Source organism: Olsenella sp. KH1P3 (assembly GCF_900167315.1).
In the GTDB taxonomy this organism is placed as follows: Bacteria; Actinomycetota; Coriobacteriia; order Coriobacteriales; family Atopobiaceae; genus Olsenella_J; species Olsenella_J umbonata_A.
In genome coordinates, this window is the sequence record NZ_FUWQ01000004.1 from 131,562 (window position 1) to 147,844 (window position 16,283).

The following is a 16,283-nucleotide window of genomic DNA, read 5'->3' on the forward strand; positions in this document are numbered from 1 at the left end:
TATGGCTGAAGATCTGGGTACCCCCTGGAAGAAGCTCGACGCGCCTGTTCCCGAGGAGGAGATCGCTTGGGTCGACAAGTACTGGCGTGCCGCCAACTACATGTCCGTCGGACAGATCTACCTGAGGAGCAACCCGCTCATGCGAAGCGACTTCGTCGATGAGCAGACGGGTCAGACGCGCGACTTCGGCCGAGCGGACGTCAAGCACCGCCTGGTCGGGCACTGGGGGACGACGCCGGGACTGAACTTCCTGATGGGCCACGTCAACCGCTTCATCCACGACCATGGCCAGAGCGTCGTCTTCTTCATGGGGCCGGGCCACGGCGGACCCGCGGGTACCGCGCAGTCCAAGCTGGATGGCACCTACGCCGAGATCCGCCCTGACATCACTGACGACGAGGCGGGCCTGCAGAAGTTCTTCCGCCAGTTCTCCTATCCCGGAGGCATCCCCAGCCACTTCGCGCCCGAGACTCCGGGCTCCATCCACGAGGGTGGCGAGCTTGGCTACACGCTCTCTCACGCCTATGGCGCCGTCCTCAACAACCCCAGCCTGCTCGCCTTCGCCGTCGTGGGCGACGGTGAGGCCGAGACCGGACCGCTTGCCACGTCGTGGCAGACCAACAAGCTGGTCAACCCGCTGACTGACGGCATCGTCCTGCCCGTCCTGCACCTCAACGGCTACAAGATTGCCAACCCCACCATCCTCGCCCGCATCTCCGATGAGGAGCGCAACGAGTTCTTCCGCGGCATGGGCTACCACCCCTACACCTTCGTGGCCGGCTTCGACGACGAGCCCGCCATCTCGATCCACCGTCGCTTCGCGGCCCTGCTCGAGCAGGTCTTCAACGAGATCTGTGACATCAAGTGGCGCGCCCTCGCCGGCGAGACCGCGCGCCCCGCCTACCCCATGATCGTCTTCAAGACGCCCAAGGGCTGGACCTGTCCCAAGTACATCGACGGCAAGAAGACCGAGGGCTCCTGGCGTGCCCACCAGGTGCCCCTGGCGTCCGCCCGTGACACCCACGAGCATTTCCGCGTGCTGCGCGGCTGGCTCCGCTCCTATAAGCCCGAGGAGCTCTGGAATAGGGACGGCTCCCTACGCCCCGAGGTTACCGAGTTCATGCCCGAGGGCGACCTGCGCCTGGGTGCCAACCCCAACGCCAACGGCGGCCTGCTCCGCCACGACCTCAGGCTGCCCGATGTCCACGACTACGAGATCGACGTGGCCAGCAAGGGGCACGGCTACGGCATGACCGAGGCGTCGCGCGTCTTCGGCCAGTACACGGCGGACGTGATGAGGCTCAACTTCACCAACTTCCGCGTGTTCGGTCCTGACGAGACCGCGTCCAACCGTCTGCAGGAGGCCTATCGCCTGACCGACAAGCAATGGGATGCCGGCTTCAACGCCGATCCCGAGAACGACTCCTACCTCAGCTCGACCGGCTCGGTCATCGAGCAACTCTCCGAGCACCAGTGCGAGGGCCTTCTTGAGGGCTTCCTGCTGACCGGTCGCCATGGCGTCTGGAGCTCCTACGAGTCGTTCATCCACGTGGTCGACTCCATGGTCAACCAGCATGCCAAGTGGCTTGAGGCAACCGTGCGGCACATCCCCTGGCGCAAGCCCATTGCGTCGCTCAACATCCTGCTTTCCAGCCATGTCTGGCGCCAGGACCACAACGGCTTCAGCCACCAGGACCCCGGCTTCGTGGACCTGCTGCTCAACAAGAACTTCCACAACGACCACGTCGTCCAGATTTACTATCCGGCCGATGCCAACATGCTGCTCTGCGTGGGCCAGGAGGCATACCGCTCCACCAACAGGATCAACGCCATCTTCGCCGGCAAGCAGCCCGCGCCAACCTTCCAGACAATTGACGACGCCCAGAAGGAGCTCCAGAAGGGCGCGGCGGCCTGGGACTGGGCTGGCAATGTGGCCAAGGGAGAAGAGCCCGACATCGTGCTCGCTTGCTGCGGCGACGTGCCCACGCTCGAGATGCTCGCGACCTCTGACGCCCTTCAGGACCTTGGCCTCAAGGTGAAGTTCGTCAACGTCGTCAAGCTGCTCTCGATCCAGAATGCGGGTCAGAACGACGAGGCTCTTTCCGACAAGGAGTTCTCGGAGCTCTTCGGCACCAAGGTGCCCGTACTCTTCGCGTTCCACGCATACGCCCACACGATTCACGGCCTCATCTACGAGCGCCCCGGCCATGACAACTTCCACGTTCACGGCTACATGGAGGAGGGTTCCACCACGACGCCCTTCGACATGCTTCGCCTGAACGAGATGGACCGCTACGCCCTGACCGCCCATGCGCTCGAGCTGGTCGACGCAAAGGAGTTCGCCGACAAGATTGCCGAGTACCGCGCCTTCCGCCAGGAGGCCTTTGAGTTCGCCTGCGCCAATGGCTACGACCACCCCCGCTTCACCGAGTGGTGCTGGCGCGACGTCGTGGGGCAGGACAACTCCGCGGCGGCCATGTCCTCGACGGGTGGCGACAACGAGGAGTAGCGCCTCTTGACAGGAACACCGCACCCGACACGCCGCTGCCGGCTCGCCCGTGGGCGTCCGGTCGATTGAGGGGGACTAAGAGAGGGGGGTCCGAGGGGGCTCCCCTTTTCATGTGACCACGCATCAAAAAAGGCGCGGAGTCGGTCGGCGAAGTCCTTCTCGCCTTCCGTCTCCGCGCCTTGGCACTGCCGTCATTGCCGACGTCTCCGCTAGTGCCTCTCGCAGACGCTGTCGCGCTCCACGAAGGTCGTGGAGATGTGCGTGGTGCAGGTGAACTCGTGCGGGTTCTTTACCTGCTCGATGAGCTTCTGGACGGCCATCTTGCCAATGTCGTGCTTGGGGACGTGGATGGTCGTGAGAGCGGGCAGCATGATGGTGGCGGCCGGCAGGTCGTCGAAGCCGACGAGCGAGACCTCCTCGGGCACCTGGTAGCCCGCCTCGATGAGCGCGCGCTCGACGCCGCAGGCCAGCACGTCGTTCTCGGCGAAGAACGCCGTGGGCAGCTCGGGGTTCGTGTCGATCCACGACTTGGCATCCTGGTAGGCGGTGCGCAGCGACGTGCCGACCTTGACGCGGTACTTCTCGTCGAAGCTCAGACCGGCCTCCTCGAGGGCGCGCTTGCAGCCGCGCTCGCGCAGCGGGAAGTTGCGGATGCTCGTGGTTCCCTGGATGTAGCCGATCTTCTTGTGGCCCTTCGAGATGAGGTAGTGGACGGCGTGGTAGGCCGAGCTCTCGTTCGAGATGACTATGGCCTCCATGAAGCTGTGCTGACACCAGCCGTCGACCACCACGAGGGGCGCGACCGAATCGTAGAACGGGGCGTAGTCCTCCTCGTCCATCTCGGTTCCCAGAAGTACGATGCCGCCGGAGGGGTCCTGGCACATCTGGCGCATGCGCTGGGTCCCCGACGGGTCGTTCAGGTCGACCGTGATGTAGTTGGTGGGCAGGCCGTTTGCCTTGGCCTCGCGCTCGACCCCGTCGACCACGGCGGGGTGGAAGTCGCTCTCGTCCAGAATCTTTCCGCTCTTGCGGGCGACTATGAACTGGATCCTGTCTATCCTGCTGGGCCTTTGGTAGCCAAGCTCCTGGGCTGCCTGAAGGATGGCCTCGGCCGTCTCCTTGCTGACGCCTCGCTTGCGGTTGAGCGCGTTGGAGACGGTGGCGGGCGAGTAGCCCGTCTTGCGACTGATGTCTCGTACTCCGACCTTCACGATGGACTCCCTGGAACAAAACGATTAGCAAACGTGTTTATAACTAAAGTACTCTTTCCGAAGTGGTTCTGATTGAGGACTTTTGTTTATTTTTCCAGCGGTAATGTGAGTTCGGGAAGCGGAGGCAAAATGCTGGCGACATGTTTATGAATCATTTTAGGTCGCTCTATTTCCTGCCGTTCGCAGGCAGCCTCGTCGCGTACCGCCTGCGTGGGGCTACGATGGGAAAGGTCTGACGATCCGGGCGACGGGAGGGGCTCATGCTCTTTATTGGCTTGGACATCGGGACGTCCGCCACCAAGTGCTTGCTCATGAACGAGGCCGGGGCGGTTTTGAACATCGAGCGCGCCTCGTATCCCACGTCCTTTCCCGAGCCAGGATGGAGCGAGCAGGACCCCGAACTCTGGTGGAATGCCGTATGCGACTGCATCCCGCGCCTGCTGGAGGGTTTTGATGCCTCGCAGGTCGTTGCCCTTGGGTCGTGCGGCCAAATGCACGGTCTCGTCGTTCTGGACGAGAAGGGCGAGGTCATCCGCCCGGCCATCCTGTGGAACGACAGCCGCACGCGCTATCAGGTCGACTATCTGAACCGCGAGGTCGGCGTGAAGACCGTCGCGTCCTACACCGGAAACGTCGCCTACACCGGCTTCACCGCTCCCAAGCTGCTGTGGCTTCGCGAGGAGGAGCCCGTGAACTTCTCGCGCATCGCAAAGGTGATGCTGCCCAAGGACTACGTCAACTTACGCCTGACGGGCGTCGCCTCGACCGACTGCACCGATGCCTCCGGAACGCTCCTTCTGGACGTGCGGAATCGCAGTTGGAGCCGCCCGATGATGAGCGTCTGCGGACTGCGCGAGTGCCAGCTGCCGCAGCTGTTCGAGAGCTGGGAGACCGTCGGCGAGGTCCTGCCCGAGATCGCGCGTCAGTTGGGGCTTCCCGAGGGCGTGAGGGTGTGCGCGGGTGCGGGCGACAACGCGAGCGCCGCCGTGGGCACGGGTGCCGTGGGGCCCGGCCGCTGCAACATCGTCATGGGCACGGCGGGTACGATATTTATGACGACGGAGGGCTTCCTGACCGACGGGAGGAATCGGCTGCACAGCTTCTGCTCGGCCGATGGCGGCTTCAACCTGATGGGCTGCATCCTGACGGGCGCCGGCTGCAACGGCTGGTGGATGGACGAGATTCTTCAGGCCTCGGACTACGAGGCCGAGCAGGCGCTGGTGCAGGGTGGACGCTTGGGGCAGAACGACGTCTACTTCCTGCCCTACCTCATGGGCGAGCGGACCCCTCATAACGACCCGCGGGCACGTGCGGCATTCGTGGGGATGCGCATGGACACGTCCAGGGCCGACATGACGCAGGCGGTGCTCGAGGGCGTGGCGTACGCGCTGTGCGACTGCCTGGGGGCGGCGCGCGAGGAGGAGGTTGAGGTGCTGGCCTCGACCATCTGCGGCGGAGGCGCAAAGAGCCCGCTGTGGCGCGCCATCGTGGCAGACGTGCTGGGCATTCCGCTCCAGATTCCCCAGACCGAGCAGGCGCCGGCCTTCGGTGCGGCCATGCTGGCGGCGGTCTCGGCCGGGTTGTACCCGGACGTGGGGGAGTGCGCCCACGCCCTGGTCAAGGTGAGTCCGCGCATGGTCATGCCGAACCTAAAGATCCGCTCTCTCTATCAAGGTCATTACGATGTGTGGCACAGCCTGTATCCCGCGCTACAGTCTGTCTATCAACAGATTCTGTAACGTGGGGGGCACATGATCCAAGACATCGGAGCTCATCTCTTTGACAACGGCTACATCCCGGATCCCCCTCGCGAGGACGACGTCCTTCTGGCGTTCTCCCGCGACCGTGAGACCCGCGGGCAGGTGATCGCCTCCCAGGGCGAGGCGGGGCTCGTCCTTCCGACCCTGCGCGACTGGGAGCGCGCGTTGGACGATACGTCAAAGGACGACGGGTCAAGAGGGACCTCGGTCCAGGCACTACGCACGCTTGCCCCGCGCATGCTCTTCTCGATCGACCGGACGCGTTTCTATCTGGTCGAGGGCAGCCTGGGGACCGAGCCGCTCAGAGCGGCCGTGGCAGCGCTTTCCCGTGCCGGCTTCGTCCCCACCCAGATGAACCTCATGCGCTACCTTCGGCCGCGTCACCTGGCCTTTGCCGCCATCACGGCACGTCAGCTGGCCCGGTGGTACGAGCTCAATCACTACTGCGGGCGTTGCGGGGCAGAGCTGGGACACGTGACCACCTCGCGCGAGCTCGCGTGCCCCTCCTGCCAGAACGTCGTCTATCCCCGTCTGAACCCCGCGGTCATCGTGGGCATCACCAACGGCGACAAGCTGCTGCTGACCAAGTACGCTCACGGGTATGACCGCTACGCGCTCGTCGCGGGCTTCTGCGAGGTGGGCGAGACGCTCGAGCAGACCGTCGCGCGCGAGGTGCGCGAGGAGGTCGACCTGGACGTCTGTAACCTACGCTACTACGCCTCACAGCCCTGGCCGTTCACGGACTCGCTGCTCGCGGGGTTCTTCTGCGACGTCGCGGGAGACCCCTCGATTCACGTCGATGGGGAGGAACTGCGCCTGGGCGAGTGGTGGTCGCGCGACGACCTGCCAAAGACGCACGAGGACACGTCCAGCCTGACGAACAGAATGATCGAGGCGTTTGCAAGGGGAGAAGTGTAGGAAGGCAGAAGGGGGTCGCATGCTGGGACGACGCATCACCACAATTGTCACGCACGACATCCTGTACGGGTCGAGCGGCTATTTGCGCACCGAGGTGCGCGGCGTGTCGCGCGAGGAGGAGGTCCATGTGGTCAACGAGGCCGCGCCCGACCTATGCGGCTTTCTGGTCGACTATCCCAGCGTGCCATGGAGCGTCGATCGCGACCAGCTGTGGAACCTCGTCTCACACCTGGAGTCCACCATCCCCGCCGTCGGCGTCTTCGTCGACCAGCCGTTGGGGCTGGTGGCCGAGCTTGCCGACGAGGTCCTCGACGTCGTCGAGCTTCACGGGAGCGAGGAGAACCCCTACATCACTTTCCTGCGAGAGCTGGTGGACGTGCCCATCGTCCAGGCGTTTTTGGTGGCGGGGCCGGACGACATCCGCAAGGCGAACGAGAGCAAGGCCGACTTCGTCCTGCTGGACGGCGACTGGAGGCGCGACGAGGCGTTCGACTGGTCGCTCATCGAGGGACTGCGCCGCCCGTTCATGCTGTCGGGCGGCCTTGGCGCGGACAACGTCGCTGCGGCTGTCGAGGACCTGCGCCCCTGGGGCGTGAGTATGGGGTCTCGCCTGGATGTGGGCGGAACGAAGTCTTTGGAGCTCGTGTCGGCCGCGCTTGCAGCCGCGCGCGGGGCCGAGCAAAGGGGTTAGCTGCATGAGTCGTAAGGTCTACATTTTCGATACCACCCTGCGCGACGGCGAGCAGTCGCCCGGCGCGTCGATGAACACCGACGACAAGCTCATCATCGCGCGACAGCTGCTGCGCCTGCACGTCGACGCGATCGAGGCTGGCTTTCCCATCTCGTCGCCGGGCGACTTCCGCTCGGTTCAGAAAATCGGTCAGCTCGCGGGAGACGACGCCGCCGTGGTCGCCCTGGCCCGTGCGGTCGAGAAGGACATCGACTGCGCCGCCGAGGCGCTGCGGGGCGCAAGTCGCCCGCGCATCCACACGGGACTGGGCGTTTCTCCCCAGCACCTGCGCGAGAAGCTGCGCATCAGCGAGGACGAGTGCGTGGAGCGCGCACGGCGCAGCGTCGCCTATGCCAAGCGCTACGTCGAGGACGTCCAGTTCTACGCAGAGGACGCTGGTCGTGCGGACCAGTCCTTCCTTGAGCGGGTCGTTCAGGCGGCCGTCGAGGCGGGCGCGACCGTGGTGAACATTCCCGACACGACGGGCTGCCAGCTGCCCGAGGAGTTTGCCGCGCGCATCAGGGGGCTTCGCGAGCACGTTCGCGGCATCGAGGACGTGACCATCGCCGTGCACACGCACAACGACCTCGGCATGGCGACCTCGCTGGCGCTTGCCGGCGTGAGGGAGGGCGCCACGCAGGTTGAGTGCACCATCAACGGGCTGGGAGAGCGCGCGGGCAATGCCGCCCTCGAAGAGGTGGTCATGGCGCTCCGGATGCACGAGGACGCGCTCGACGCCCACACCGACGTCGTCGCGTCCGAGCTCACGAAGGCATCGCGACTCGTGAGCCGCGTCACGGGCATGCAGGTCCAGGCGAACAAGGCCATCGTGGGCGCGAATGCCTTCGCGCACTCGTCGGGCATCCACCAGGACGGTGTGCTGAAGGCCCGCGACACCTACGAGGTCATCGACCCTGACGAGGTCGGCGCTCAGGGATCGGAGCTCATTCTGTCGGCTCGCAGCGGCCGCGCTGCTCTCAGGCATCGCCTGGCAGAGCTCGGCTACAGCTTCCCCCAGACGGAGTTCGAGGGCGTCTACCGTCGCTTCCTCGAGGTGGCCGACCAGAAGAAGGAAGTGTTCGATGAGGACCTCGACTCGCTTGCGCAGGAGCGCGAGCGAGACGTTAGCGCGGTCTATACGCTCTCTTCCGTTCAGGTGGTCTGCGGAGACGTGGCGACGCCCACGGCGACCGTGCGCATCACCGATGAAAACGGAGAAGAGCATGTCGCTGCGGCGACCGGGGCCGGTCCCGTTGATGCGGCATACAAGGCCATCGACCAGGTCGTCGCCGTTCACGGTGACCTTCATGAGTTCGTAGTCAAGGCTGTCACGCGCGGCATCGACGCCATCGGAGAGGTGACCGTGCGCATCGTGGCGAGCGGCGGCGCGGTCTATTCGGGTCGTGGCTCCGACACCGACATCGTGGTCTCGTCCGCCAAGGCCTATGTGAATGCGCTCAACCGCCTGATCAGGATGGAGCGCGGAGACGCCTAGCGTTGCGGCCACCCGCTGCCTACGCGCCCTTTGCCATGGCGACGATGCCGAAGGCGCCAGGGCCGGAGTGCGACGCGATGACGCAGCCGGTCTTGACCCACTCGATCCTCTCGAAGCCGTGCTCGTGGGCCAGCTGCTCGACGGCCTCGCGCTCGGTGGGGTCGGGTGCGTCGCCCACGGAGTAGATGAAGCTGATGCGTCCGGCGTCCAGGGGCTCGGCCTCGAGGAAGTGGCGCGTCAGGGCGACGATGCACTTGAGGCGCGACCCGCGACGCTTGTCGGTGGCGACTAGCCTGCCATCCTGGATCTCCACCGTGGGCTTGATGCGCAGCAGCGTGGCACCTAGGAAGGCGATGTTTGACAGGCGGCCTCCGGCGCGCAGGTACTCGAGGTCGCCGGGGATGAACGACATGCGGATGCGCGCCACCTGGTCATCCACGAAGGCCTTGAGCTCGTCGAGGGTCGCCTCGGGGTTTGCCTTGAGCCAACGTGCCGTGTTGGTGACGACCATGCCCTGACCGGCGCTGACGCTCTTGGTGTCGATGGCGGTGACGTAGTCGCGCCCCTCTGCGGCGGCCAGCGCCGAGGCATAGCTCACCGTCGTGACGGAGGAGTAGGCAAGGTATACCACCTGGGCCTCGGGATGCTCGGCGTGGATGCGGTTGAAGGCGCGCGTGAAGTCCTGTGGGGTGGAACCGCTGGTGTGCGGGAGCTCCTTGGTGCGACGGTAGTTCTCGTAGAGGTCCTCGGGCGGGAAGCTGCCGTCATCGAGGTCGTGGCCGCCAAAGTTGACGTGCATGGGGACGATCTCGATGCCCAAGTCTTCCGCGACCTCGGGGGTGATGTCCGAACCGGTCTCTGCGACAAGGATGAAGCGTACCATGTGTGCTCCCAGCAAAAAAGGGCGTCCGCGCGCCAATTCATTACCAGCTCGTACAGGCTATCAGATGTTGTCGTCCCATGTACTTGACATGGTTGGGACCACCGTGCGCGTAGCGCGTGTCGTGTCTTGCTAAAGTGGCAAGGATGACTCTTGCGTGCCACGAGGAGCGCCACATGAAGAAGAACTTTGCCATCGTACTGCCCGACAAGGCGGGGTCGTTTCTCGGGGTCTCGCGCGTGTTCCGCGATCTTGATCTCGACATCTTGCGCGTCAACTACAACAAGGTGGTTGACGTCCACACCTTCTTTCTCGAGGCGGAGGGCACCGAGGCCGCGATAGAGGCCGCAGAGGCCGAGCTCAGCCGTCGTGGCCTGCATCCCGAGCGGGCCTCGGTTGGTGACGTCAGGCTGATCGAGTCGCGCATGGACTCGCATCCCGGGTCGATGGTCCCCATGCTCGAGCTCGTTGACCGCTACGGCTACAACATCAGCTACATCAACGCGCGCGTCGACCACGGCGGCGAGCAGTCGGTTCTCATGGGTCTCTACGTCGAGGGCGAGAAGGACTTCGTCGCCTTTATGGACGAGGCCAACGCCATCTGCCCCACCGTCCTTCGCAGGTACGACAAGACGGTCGACGTGCTGGACAACAACCTTTTCTACGTCGACTTCGCCCTCGAGATCGGCTCCATGTTCGATCTGGACTCAGAGCAGTGCCGCAGCATCATGATCAACAGCAACCGCATCGTCCAGAACCTCGAGCGAACCACCAACAACCCCTACAAGCCCTTCGCCTACCTCAGGGAGTTCGCCGACGCCATCTGCGGCAGCCATGGGGAGGCGTATCGCAAGAACGGGCGCGTCACGCACTTCTCGACTGCCGGCGGCGTGCCCTCCGTGCTCATCGAGCCTCCCTGCGGCAGCAATACCTGGCTCTTCGACTGCGGGGATACCATCTTCGCGATCGACTCGGGCTACTCGTGCTTCCGCGCGGAGTTCGAGGCGACCCTGCGCGAGCTCTTTCCCGACTGGGACGAGCGATGCCGCGAGCTCTTCCTGACCCATGGGGACGTGGACCACGCAGGTTGCTGTGACCTGTTCGACCGCGTCCACGCGGTCGGCGACGTGATGGACAACTTCCGCTTCCAGCACGCTGGCGAGCCGGACTGGCGCGAGCGCAACCCGAGTCACGCGCCCTACGTGGCCATCACCAACATGATCACGGGGTACGAGTCCCCTTGGATGAGCGGCTTCCACTGCCTGGGACGTCGTCCCAAGGACGCCGAGGAGCCCATCGCGCGCGTGATCAGCTCGACGACGGGAGACCCTGCCTGGCTGGATGTCGGGCCGCTCCACTTCGAGGTGTGGGAGGGCGCTGGAGGCCACGTGAGGGGCGAGACCGTGCTGATCGAGCGCGGCCAGCGCATCTGCGTCTCGGGGGACGTCTTCATCAACATTCATGGCCAGACCAAGCCGCAGCGGGCCTTCAACCTGCTGTCGCCCTTCCTGATGACCTCGGTCGACTCGGCCCCCGAGCTCGAGCGAACCGAGCGAAAGTACCTTTTCGCACTGTTGGGACCGGGTTCCTGGCAGGTCATGGGCGGCCACGGCGGGCTGCTCGAGTACGAAAAGAAGGAGTAGGACACACCATATGATCAAGGCAATACTTCTGGACATCGACGGAACCCTCACGAACGACCGCAAGGAGATTACGCCCAAGACCCGCGAGGCGCTCCTGGCCGCCCAAGAGCAGGGCGTCCGCCTCATGCTGGCAAGCGGCCGCCCGGCCGGTGGCCTGCGTTGCTATGCCGAGGAGCTCGACATGTATCGCAACCACGGAGTCTTCATCTGCTACAACGGCGCCCAGGTGATGGACTGCGCCACGGGCGAGACCTACTTCTCGCGTCCGATGGGTGCCGCGGACGTGAGGGCGGTGCTCGACCACATGAAGGGCTTCGACGTGTGGCCCGTGCTCTATCACGGCGACTACATCTACACTACTGACGTCTTTGGCTGCGCGCTTGGAAGGGACTTCGTTCCCGACCCCTACTACAACATCATCGAGTACGAGGCCCGCTCCAACAACTACCTGCTTTGCGAGAAGGGCGACCTTGCCGCGTTCGCGGACTTTGAGACCAGCAAGATTCTCGTGGCCGGCGAGCCCACCTACCTCCAGGCCCATCACGAGCAGATGGCCGCGCCCTTCTCGGGCAAGCTCAGCTCCATGTTCACGGCCCCGTTCTTCTTCGAGTTCACGGCACGCGGCATAGACAAGGCCAATGCCATCATGTGCGCGTTCGAGAGGCTGGGCATCGGCCTGCGTGACGCCATGGCCTTCGGCGACGCGCAGAACGACACTTCCATGCTCGAGCTCGTTGGCTGCGGCGTTGCCATGGGCAACGCGGTCGAGCAGACCAAGGCTGTTGCCAACGAGGTGACGCTCTCCAACAACGAGGACGGCATCGCGCTCTCCCTCTCGCGCCACATTCCCGGGCTGGAGCGCTTCGGCGCATAGCGAGGCCTGCCGTTCGGTCGATTCCCGACTTCCGCCGCATCATAGCGAGCGACAAAAGGACCGCCCCGGCTCGCCGGGGCGGTCCTCTCGTTTGCGCATGGCGCCGATGTTAGCCGGCCAGGCTCGCGAACACGGCCACGAACGCTATGATGACACCGACGATGGACTCTCCGCCCAGGGTGCCGGAGGCCACGACCAGCCCGGCCTCGTTGTCCCTCTCGGCTGCCGCCGCCTTCTGCTCTTCGGTCATGCTGCTGCGATGTGCGGCGGCGACCTTGTCGAAGACAAGCTTGACGATGACGCCCAGGAAGCTCGAGAACGACATGTAGAAGGGCAGGTAGACGCCGAGGCCAATCATCATGGACGGAATCTTGGCCCAGTACAGGGCGATGCCTGCGACGAGTCCGCCGACGAACCAGGGGATGCTGGGGATGCCCGATATCATCGTGGCGACGACCGAGGACTGGGCTGCCACGAAGTCCTTGCCCGGACCGAAGGCGTCCGGACCGTAGGCGCTCACGAGGGCGACCATGACGGCCGCGGCGACGGCGGCGCCCACCAGACCGCCCAGGGCCTGGCCAAGCCACTGCGCGCGCGGGTCGGTGCCCAGCAGGTGACCGGCGCGGAAGTCGTTCATGACGTCACCGGCAAGGCCGCAGGCGACGGCGACGACGCCGGCCACGAAGAACAGCTTCACCTGGGAGGACTCGCCCAGGGCGGCGATGGCCAGAAGAACGATCAGGCCGAAGATCTCCATGGGGTCGATGCCGGTCTGGCCGCAGGACTGCGCGCTCATGATGGTGGTGACGAAGCTGAGCGCGACGACCACGACGGAGGCGACGGGGGAGAGGCCCAGCCCGAAGCAGGCCAGCAGCGCACAGGCGGCGACGCCCACGCCCAGGATTCCCGCATCGGTCCTGACGCTGCCGCTCATGAGCGAGCGTGCGTCCTCACCCTGCTCGGAGGAGCTGCTCCTCAGGCCGCGGACGATGCCGGCGACCTGGGGCAGGATGTCCTTCAGGACGGTTGCGACGCCGGAGCCCATCATGAGCCCCATGCCCAGGCTGGCCACGATGCCCTGGGCGGTTGCGACGTCCCACAGGCCCGCGGCGCTGCCACCGACGATCAGTCCGAAGTTGGCGCACACCGCGCCGCCAATCCAGAAGAGCATGGCACCGGTGCCGACCAGGAAGCCGATGGAGAGCATCATGGGCGAGTTGTAGATGCCAAAGGCCACGCCGGGGATGGGCAGCGTGCACAGCATGGTCGGTATGATGCCCAGGCCGTCGCGAAGCAGGCTGTAGAGCCCTGCGATGCCCATCGACGCGAACAGCTGGGTGCCGGTCTTGCCGCCCGCCTCGGTCGCGCGAAGGGTCTCGGCGGCCGCGGTTCCGGTGGGGAACTCAAGCTTGGCGTCGACGATGAAGTGGCGATGGATGAGCGCGGTGCTGAGCAGGCCCAAGACGGTTCCGCAGAGCGCTACGAGGAAGATCTGCTGCCAGCCGAACTCGTCGGCGAGTCCCAGCATCCAGGCGCCGGGGATGGTGAACGCAAGGCCGCCTGCGACCATGGCTCCCGCCGACATGATGGTGTGGGTGACGTTGGCCTCGTTGAGCGAGGCGTTGCCCATCAGCTTGAGGAAGAACAGCGACACTACGGCCGCAAACACGATGGGCCACGGCAGGGCCCCAAGCTTGAGCGCCGTATAGGCGGAAGATGCCGTGATGATGATGCAGCCAAGTACGCCGACGATCGATCCGCGCAACGTCAGCTGCCCGCGCCAGGAGGCGCGGCCGTTCCTGTTGTCCATATGGTCTCCTTTGCGTATATCCGCTTCCCCCTGGCGCGGCGGCTCATGCCGCGGCCGAGAAGTCGGGTTACCTGCGTCTGGCGCTGGACGAGCGTCAGACTTGCTACAGTATAGCTACCTCTTCTTTGACCAATGGGGGGAGAAGTGCGTAAGGAAACGGAGCTGGCACTTATGACGAGACCGCTATGCTGCCTGACCGTCGACGTGGGCAACACGACGACGCGCTTCGGGCTGTTCTCTTCCGACGGAGATAAGGAGGCGGAGCCCCTGGGGACCTGGGAGCTCACGACGCCAAAGGCGCTGACCTCCGACGAGGCTCGCATGCAGGTCATGCAGGTGCTCTCCGTTCTGGCCCAGGACCTCGAGGCAGCCCGCGACGCAGGGCACGAGTCGCGAGGTTTCGCGCGGCCTCCCCTGGGCGCCATCCTCTCTTGCGTGGTCCCGACGCTCGTCGCCCCGTGGACCCAGGCGCTCGCCAGCTCCTGCAAGACGCGTCCCCTGGTCGTGGGGCCGGGCCTCAAGACGGGGCTCAGGCTGTGCTACAACGACCCCTCCGAGGTCGGCCCGGACCGAATCGCGGACGCCCTGTCCGCCCGCGGGCGCTACGGCGCTCCGGTCGTGGTCATCGACCTGGGAACGACGGCCAACATCGAGGTGGTCGATGCCAGGGGCGCCTTTGCGGGCGGCATCATCGCGCCGGGCATGCCTTTGGAGGCTCGCGCGCTTGCCCAGACGGCGGCACGTCTTCCCTCCATCGAGCTCAAGGCGCCCTCGTCGGTCATTGCGAGGAGCACGCGCGACGCCATGTGCGCCGGCGTGGTGTTGGGGTCGGCCGCCCGTATCGACGGCCTCCTCGACCGGGTCTTTGATGAACTGGGGCAGGAGGCGCCCGTCGTCCTGACGGGAGACGACGCGGCCTGGGTCGCCGCCCTTCTTGCCCATCGGACGACCTTGGATGGCGCCCTGACCCTGCGCGGGCTCCATCAGATCTACCTTGTCAACGTGTCGCGCTAGCCGCGTGGCCTAGCGTGGCTAGCGGTCTCAATTGGACGGAAGTGAGGGTGCTTAATGCCACTTTGGAATGTCGAACGCCCCATCAAGGCGGCCTTCTTTGATGCCGACGGTACGCTGCTGTCGTTCAAGACACACCACATCCCCGACTCTGCGCAGATCGCCCTGAACGAGCTCAAGCGCAGGGGCGTCAAGTGCTTCTTGGCCACGGGCCGACCTCCCTATCAGGTGGACGAGATCCCCATCGAGAGCCTCGAGGCCTTCATCCTGTTCAACGGCCAGTTCATCCTGAATCGCGACGAGGTTCTCTATCGTGAGGCCATGGACCCCGGCGACATCGCGGCTGTCGTCGAGCAGGTCAACCGGGGGCTCTATGACTGCCTCTTCATGGAGGCTGGCCGCTGCTACGTAAACCGCCACTCCGAGCGCGTCCTGCGCGTCGAGCGGCAGGTCGGACTGCGCTTTGCCGAGGGCGACGTCAACGAGGCCCTGCACAACGACATCTTCCAGCTCAACGCCTACCTGGCGACGGGCGAGACCGAGGTGCTCACCAGCGCCTGCAGGAACGTGAAGCTTACACGCTGGAATCCCGACTTCGTGGACGTCTTCCCGCGTGCCGGCGGCAAGGCCCGTGCGGTGCGCCGCGTGCTCGAGATGTACGGCATTTCTCCCGAGGAGGCCGTGGCCTTTGGCGACGGCGGCAACGACATCGGCATGCTCGACGCCGTGGGCACCTCCGTCGCGCTGGGCAACGCCAACCCCGAGGTGAAGGAGATGGCGAGCTTCGTAACGGACGACGTCGACCACGACGGCATCTATAACGCCTGCGTCCGTCTGGGGCTGATCGACGCCTAGGACGGACGTCCGGGTCCGATCGCGCCCGCCTGCCCCGAACAAGGAGGAAGCATGACCGAGGACGATCTCTACCAGATGCTTGACGAGCGGGGCGTGCCCTATGAGGTCTATCATCACAAGGCGATATTCACGGTCGCCGAGGGTGACGCCGTGGGTATCCCCGAGCTGGGGACCCACACCAAGAACCTCTTCCTGCGCGACGACAAGAAGCGCAACTACTACCTGGTTACGGCCCACGAGGACCAGAGAGTCGACCTCAAGGCGCTCGCCGCTCGCATTCCCAGCAGGCGCCTCTCGTTTGCCAGCGAGAAGGACCTCGTATCCATGCTGGGCCTCGTCGCGGGAAGCGTGACTCCCTGGGGCGTGCTGAACGACGAGGGTCGCACCGTTACCATGATTTACGACAGAAACCTGAAGGGGCGGCGCATCGATGCGCACCCACTTGTCAACACCGCGACGATGTTCGTCCAGATGGACGACCTCGTGACGCTTCAGAGAGAACACGGGACGCGCGTGCTCTTTCTTGACCTAGGGCCCGACGACGCGGAGGAAGCCGGCCCCCGCGCCGGCAGGTAACGCCGACGGCC

The 16,283-nt window shown here is 65.1% G+C and carries 13 protein-coding genes; 10 read left to right on the forward strand and 3 right to left on the reverse strand.

Annotated features, from left to right (window positions below):
* Position 1: 1 nt before the first annotated feature.
* The gene (locus B5D13_RS06560) at positions 2 to 2,509 is read left to right on the forward strand and encodes a phosphoketolase family protein (protein ID WP_078687519.1); all 2,508 of its coding nucleotides are present in this window, start codon (positions 2 to 4) and stop codon (positions 2,507 to 2,509) included.
* 209 nt (positions 2,510 to 2,718) lie between these two features.
* Here B5D13_RS06560 and B5D13_RS06565 read toward each other — a convergent pair whose 3' ends face one another.
* Positions 2,719 to 3,720: a LacI family DNA-binding transcriptional regulator gene (locus tag B5D13_RS06565; RefSeq protein WP_078687520.1), complete on the reverse strand. Its 1,002-nt coding sequence runs from the start codon at positions 3,718 to 3,720 to the stop codon at positions 2,719 to 2,721.
* Between the two features lie 260 nt (positions 3,721 to 3,980).
* On the opposite strand from B5D13_RS06565, the gene xylB reads away from it, so the two are divergent.
* From xylB to B5D13_RS06585, 4 genes are read left to right on the forward strand one after another with little or no spacing between them, the layout of a single operon-like run.
* Complete coding sequence (gene xylB, locus B5D13_RS06570; RefSeq protein ID WP_078687521.1) at positions 3,981 to 5,459, forward strand: xylulokinase; 1,479 nt, start codon at positions 3,981 to 3,983, stop codon at positions 5,457 to 5,459.
* Between the two features lie 12 nt (positions 5,460 to 5,471).
* Positions 5,472 to 6,398, forward strand: a complete 927-nt coding sequence (nudC, locus tag B5D13_RS06575) for an NAD(+) diphosphatase (protein WP_078687522.1) — start codon at positions 5,472 to 5,474, stop codon at positions 6,396 to 6,398.
* A gap of 19 nt (positions 6,399 to 6,417) precedes the next feature.
* Positions 6,418 to 7,089, forward strand: coding sequence for a phosphoribosylanthranilate isomerase (locus B5D13_RS06580; protein ID WP_078687523.1), 672 nt, complete (start codon positions 6,418 to 6,420; stop codon positions 7,087 to 7,089).
* Positions 7,090 to 7,093: 4 nt separating this feature from the next.
* A complete protein-coding gene (locus tag B5D13_RS06585; protein ID WP_078687524.1) occupies positions 7,094 to 8,623 on the forward strand; it encodes a 2-isopropylmalate synthase in 1,530 nt (509 codons plus the stop codon).
* Between the two features lie 19 nt (positions 8,624 to 8,642).
* On the opposite strand, the gene B5D13_RS06590 is transcribed toward B5D13_RS06585, so the two are convergent.
* Positions 8,643 to 9,506 (reverse strand): DegV family protein, encoded by an 864-nt coding sequence (locus tag B5D13_RS06590; protein ID WP_078687525.1) that lies wholly within the window; start codon positions 9,504 to 9,506, stop codon positions 8,643 to 8,645.
* A gap of 173 nt (positions 9,507 to 9,679) precedes the next feature.
* Here B5D13_RS06590 and B5D13_RS06595 point away from each other — a divergent pair, with 173 nt between their 5' ends.
* Positions 9,680 to 11,146, forward strand: a complete 1,467-nt coding sequence (locus tag B5D13_RS06595; protein ID WP_078687526.1) for an MBL fold metallo-hydrolase — start codon at positions 9,680 to 9,682, stop codon at positions 11,144 to 11,146.
* Between the two features lie 10 nt (positions 11,147 to 11,156).
* A complete protein-coding gene (locus B5D13_RS06600; RefSeq protein ID WP_078687527.1) occupies positions 11,157 to 12,020 on the forward strand; it encodes a Cof-type HAD-IIB family hydrolase in 864 nt (287 codons plus the stop codon).
* Between the two features lie 109 nt (positions 12,021 to 12,129).
* Here B5D13_RS06600 and B5D13_RS06605 read toward each other — a convergent pair whose 3' ends face one another.
* Positions 12,130 to 13,830: an OPT/YSL family transporter gene (locus tag B5D13_RS06605; RefSeq protein ID WP_078687528.1), complete on the reverse strand. Its 1,701-nt coding sequence runs from the start codon at positions 13,828 to 13,830 to the stop codon at positions 12,130 to 12,132.
* 171 nt (positions 13,831 to 14,001) lie between these two features.
* On the opposite strand from B5D13_RS06605, the gene B5D13_RS06610 reads away from it, so the two are divergent.
* Genes B5D13_RS06610 through B5D13_RS06620 form a run of 3 tightly spaced genes read left to right on the forward strand, consistent with a single transcriptional unit; the run spans position 14,002 to position 16,272 of the window.
* Positions 14,002 to 14,844: a type III pantothenate kinase gene (locus B5D13_RS06610; RefSeq protein ID WP_078687529.1), complete on the forward strand. Its 843-nt coding sequence runs from the start codon at positions 14,002 to 14,004 to the stop codon at positions 14,842 to 14,844.
* Positions 14,845 to 14,898: 54 nt separating this feature from the next.
* Positions 14,899 to 15,696 (forward strand): Cof-type HAD-IIB family hydrolase, encoded by a 798-nt coding sequence (locus tag B5D13_RS06615; RefSeq protein ID WP_078687530.1) that lies wholly within the window; start codon positions 14,899 to 14,901, stop codon positions 15,694 to 15,696.
* 51 nt (positions 15,697 to 15,747) lie between these two features.
* On the forward strand, positions 15,748 to 16,272 hold the full coding sequence (locus B5D13_RS06620; protein WP_078687531.1) for a prolyl-tRNA synthetase associated domain-containing protein: 525 nt from the start codon (positions 15,748 to 15,750) through the stop codon (positions 16,270 to 16,272).
* The last annotated feature ends 11 nt before the right edge of the window (positions 16,273 to 16,283 follow it).

What these genes read in the sequence shown, in the direction of transcription:
- B5D13_RS06560 (WP_078687519.1), top strand. Translation starts at nt 2, where the DNA reads ATGGCTGAAGATCTGGGTACCCCCTGGAAGAAGCTCGACGCGCCTGTT.
- xylB (WP_078687521.1), top strand. Translation starts at nt 3,981, where the DNA reads ATGCTCTTTATTGGCTTGGACATCGGGACGTCCGCCACCAAGTGCTTG.
- nudC (WP_078687522.1), top strand. Translation starts at nt 5,472, where the DNA reads ATGATCCAAGACATCGGAGCTCATCTCTTTGACAACGGCTACATCCCG.
- B5D13_RS06580 (WP_078687523.1), top strand. Translation starts at nt 6,418, where the DNA reads ATGCTGGGACGACGCATCACCACAATTGTCACGCACGACATCCTGTAC.
- B5D13_RS06585 (WP_078687524.1), top strand. Translation starts at nt 7,094, where the DNA reads ATGAGTCGTAAGGTCTACATTTTCGATACCACCCTGCGCGACGGCGAG.
- B5D13_RS06590 (WP_078687525.1), bottom strand. Translation starts at nt 9,506, where the DNA reads ATGGTACGCTTCATCCTTGTCGCAGAGACCGGTTCGGACATCACCCCC.
- B5D13_RS06595 (WP_078687526.1), top strand. Translation starts at nt 9,680, where the DNA reads ATGAAGAAGAACTTTGCCATCGTACTGCCCGACAAGGCGGGGTCGTTT.
- B5D13_RS06600 (WP_078687527.1), top strand. Translation starts at nt 11,157, where the DNA reads ATGATCAAGGCAATACTTCTGGACATCGACGGAACCCTCACGAACGAC.
- B5D13_RS06605 (WP_078687528.1), bottom strand. Translation starts at nt 13,830, where the DNA reads ATGGACAACAGGAACGGCCGCGCCTCCTGGCGCGGGCAGCTGACGTTG.
- B5D13_RS06610 (WP_078687529.1), top strand. Translation starts at nt 14,002, where the DNA reads ATGACGAGACCGCTATGCTGCCTGACCGTCGACGTGGGCAACACGACG.
- B5D13_RS06615 (WP_078687530.1), top strand. Translation starts at nt 14,899, where the DNA reads ATGCCACTTTGGAATGTCGAACGCCCCATCAAGGCGGCCTTCTTTGAT.
- B5D13_RS06620 (WP_078687531.1), top strand. Translation starts at nt 15,748, where the DNA reads ATGACCGAGGACGATCTCTACCAGATGCTTGACGAGCGGGGCGTGCCC.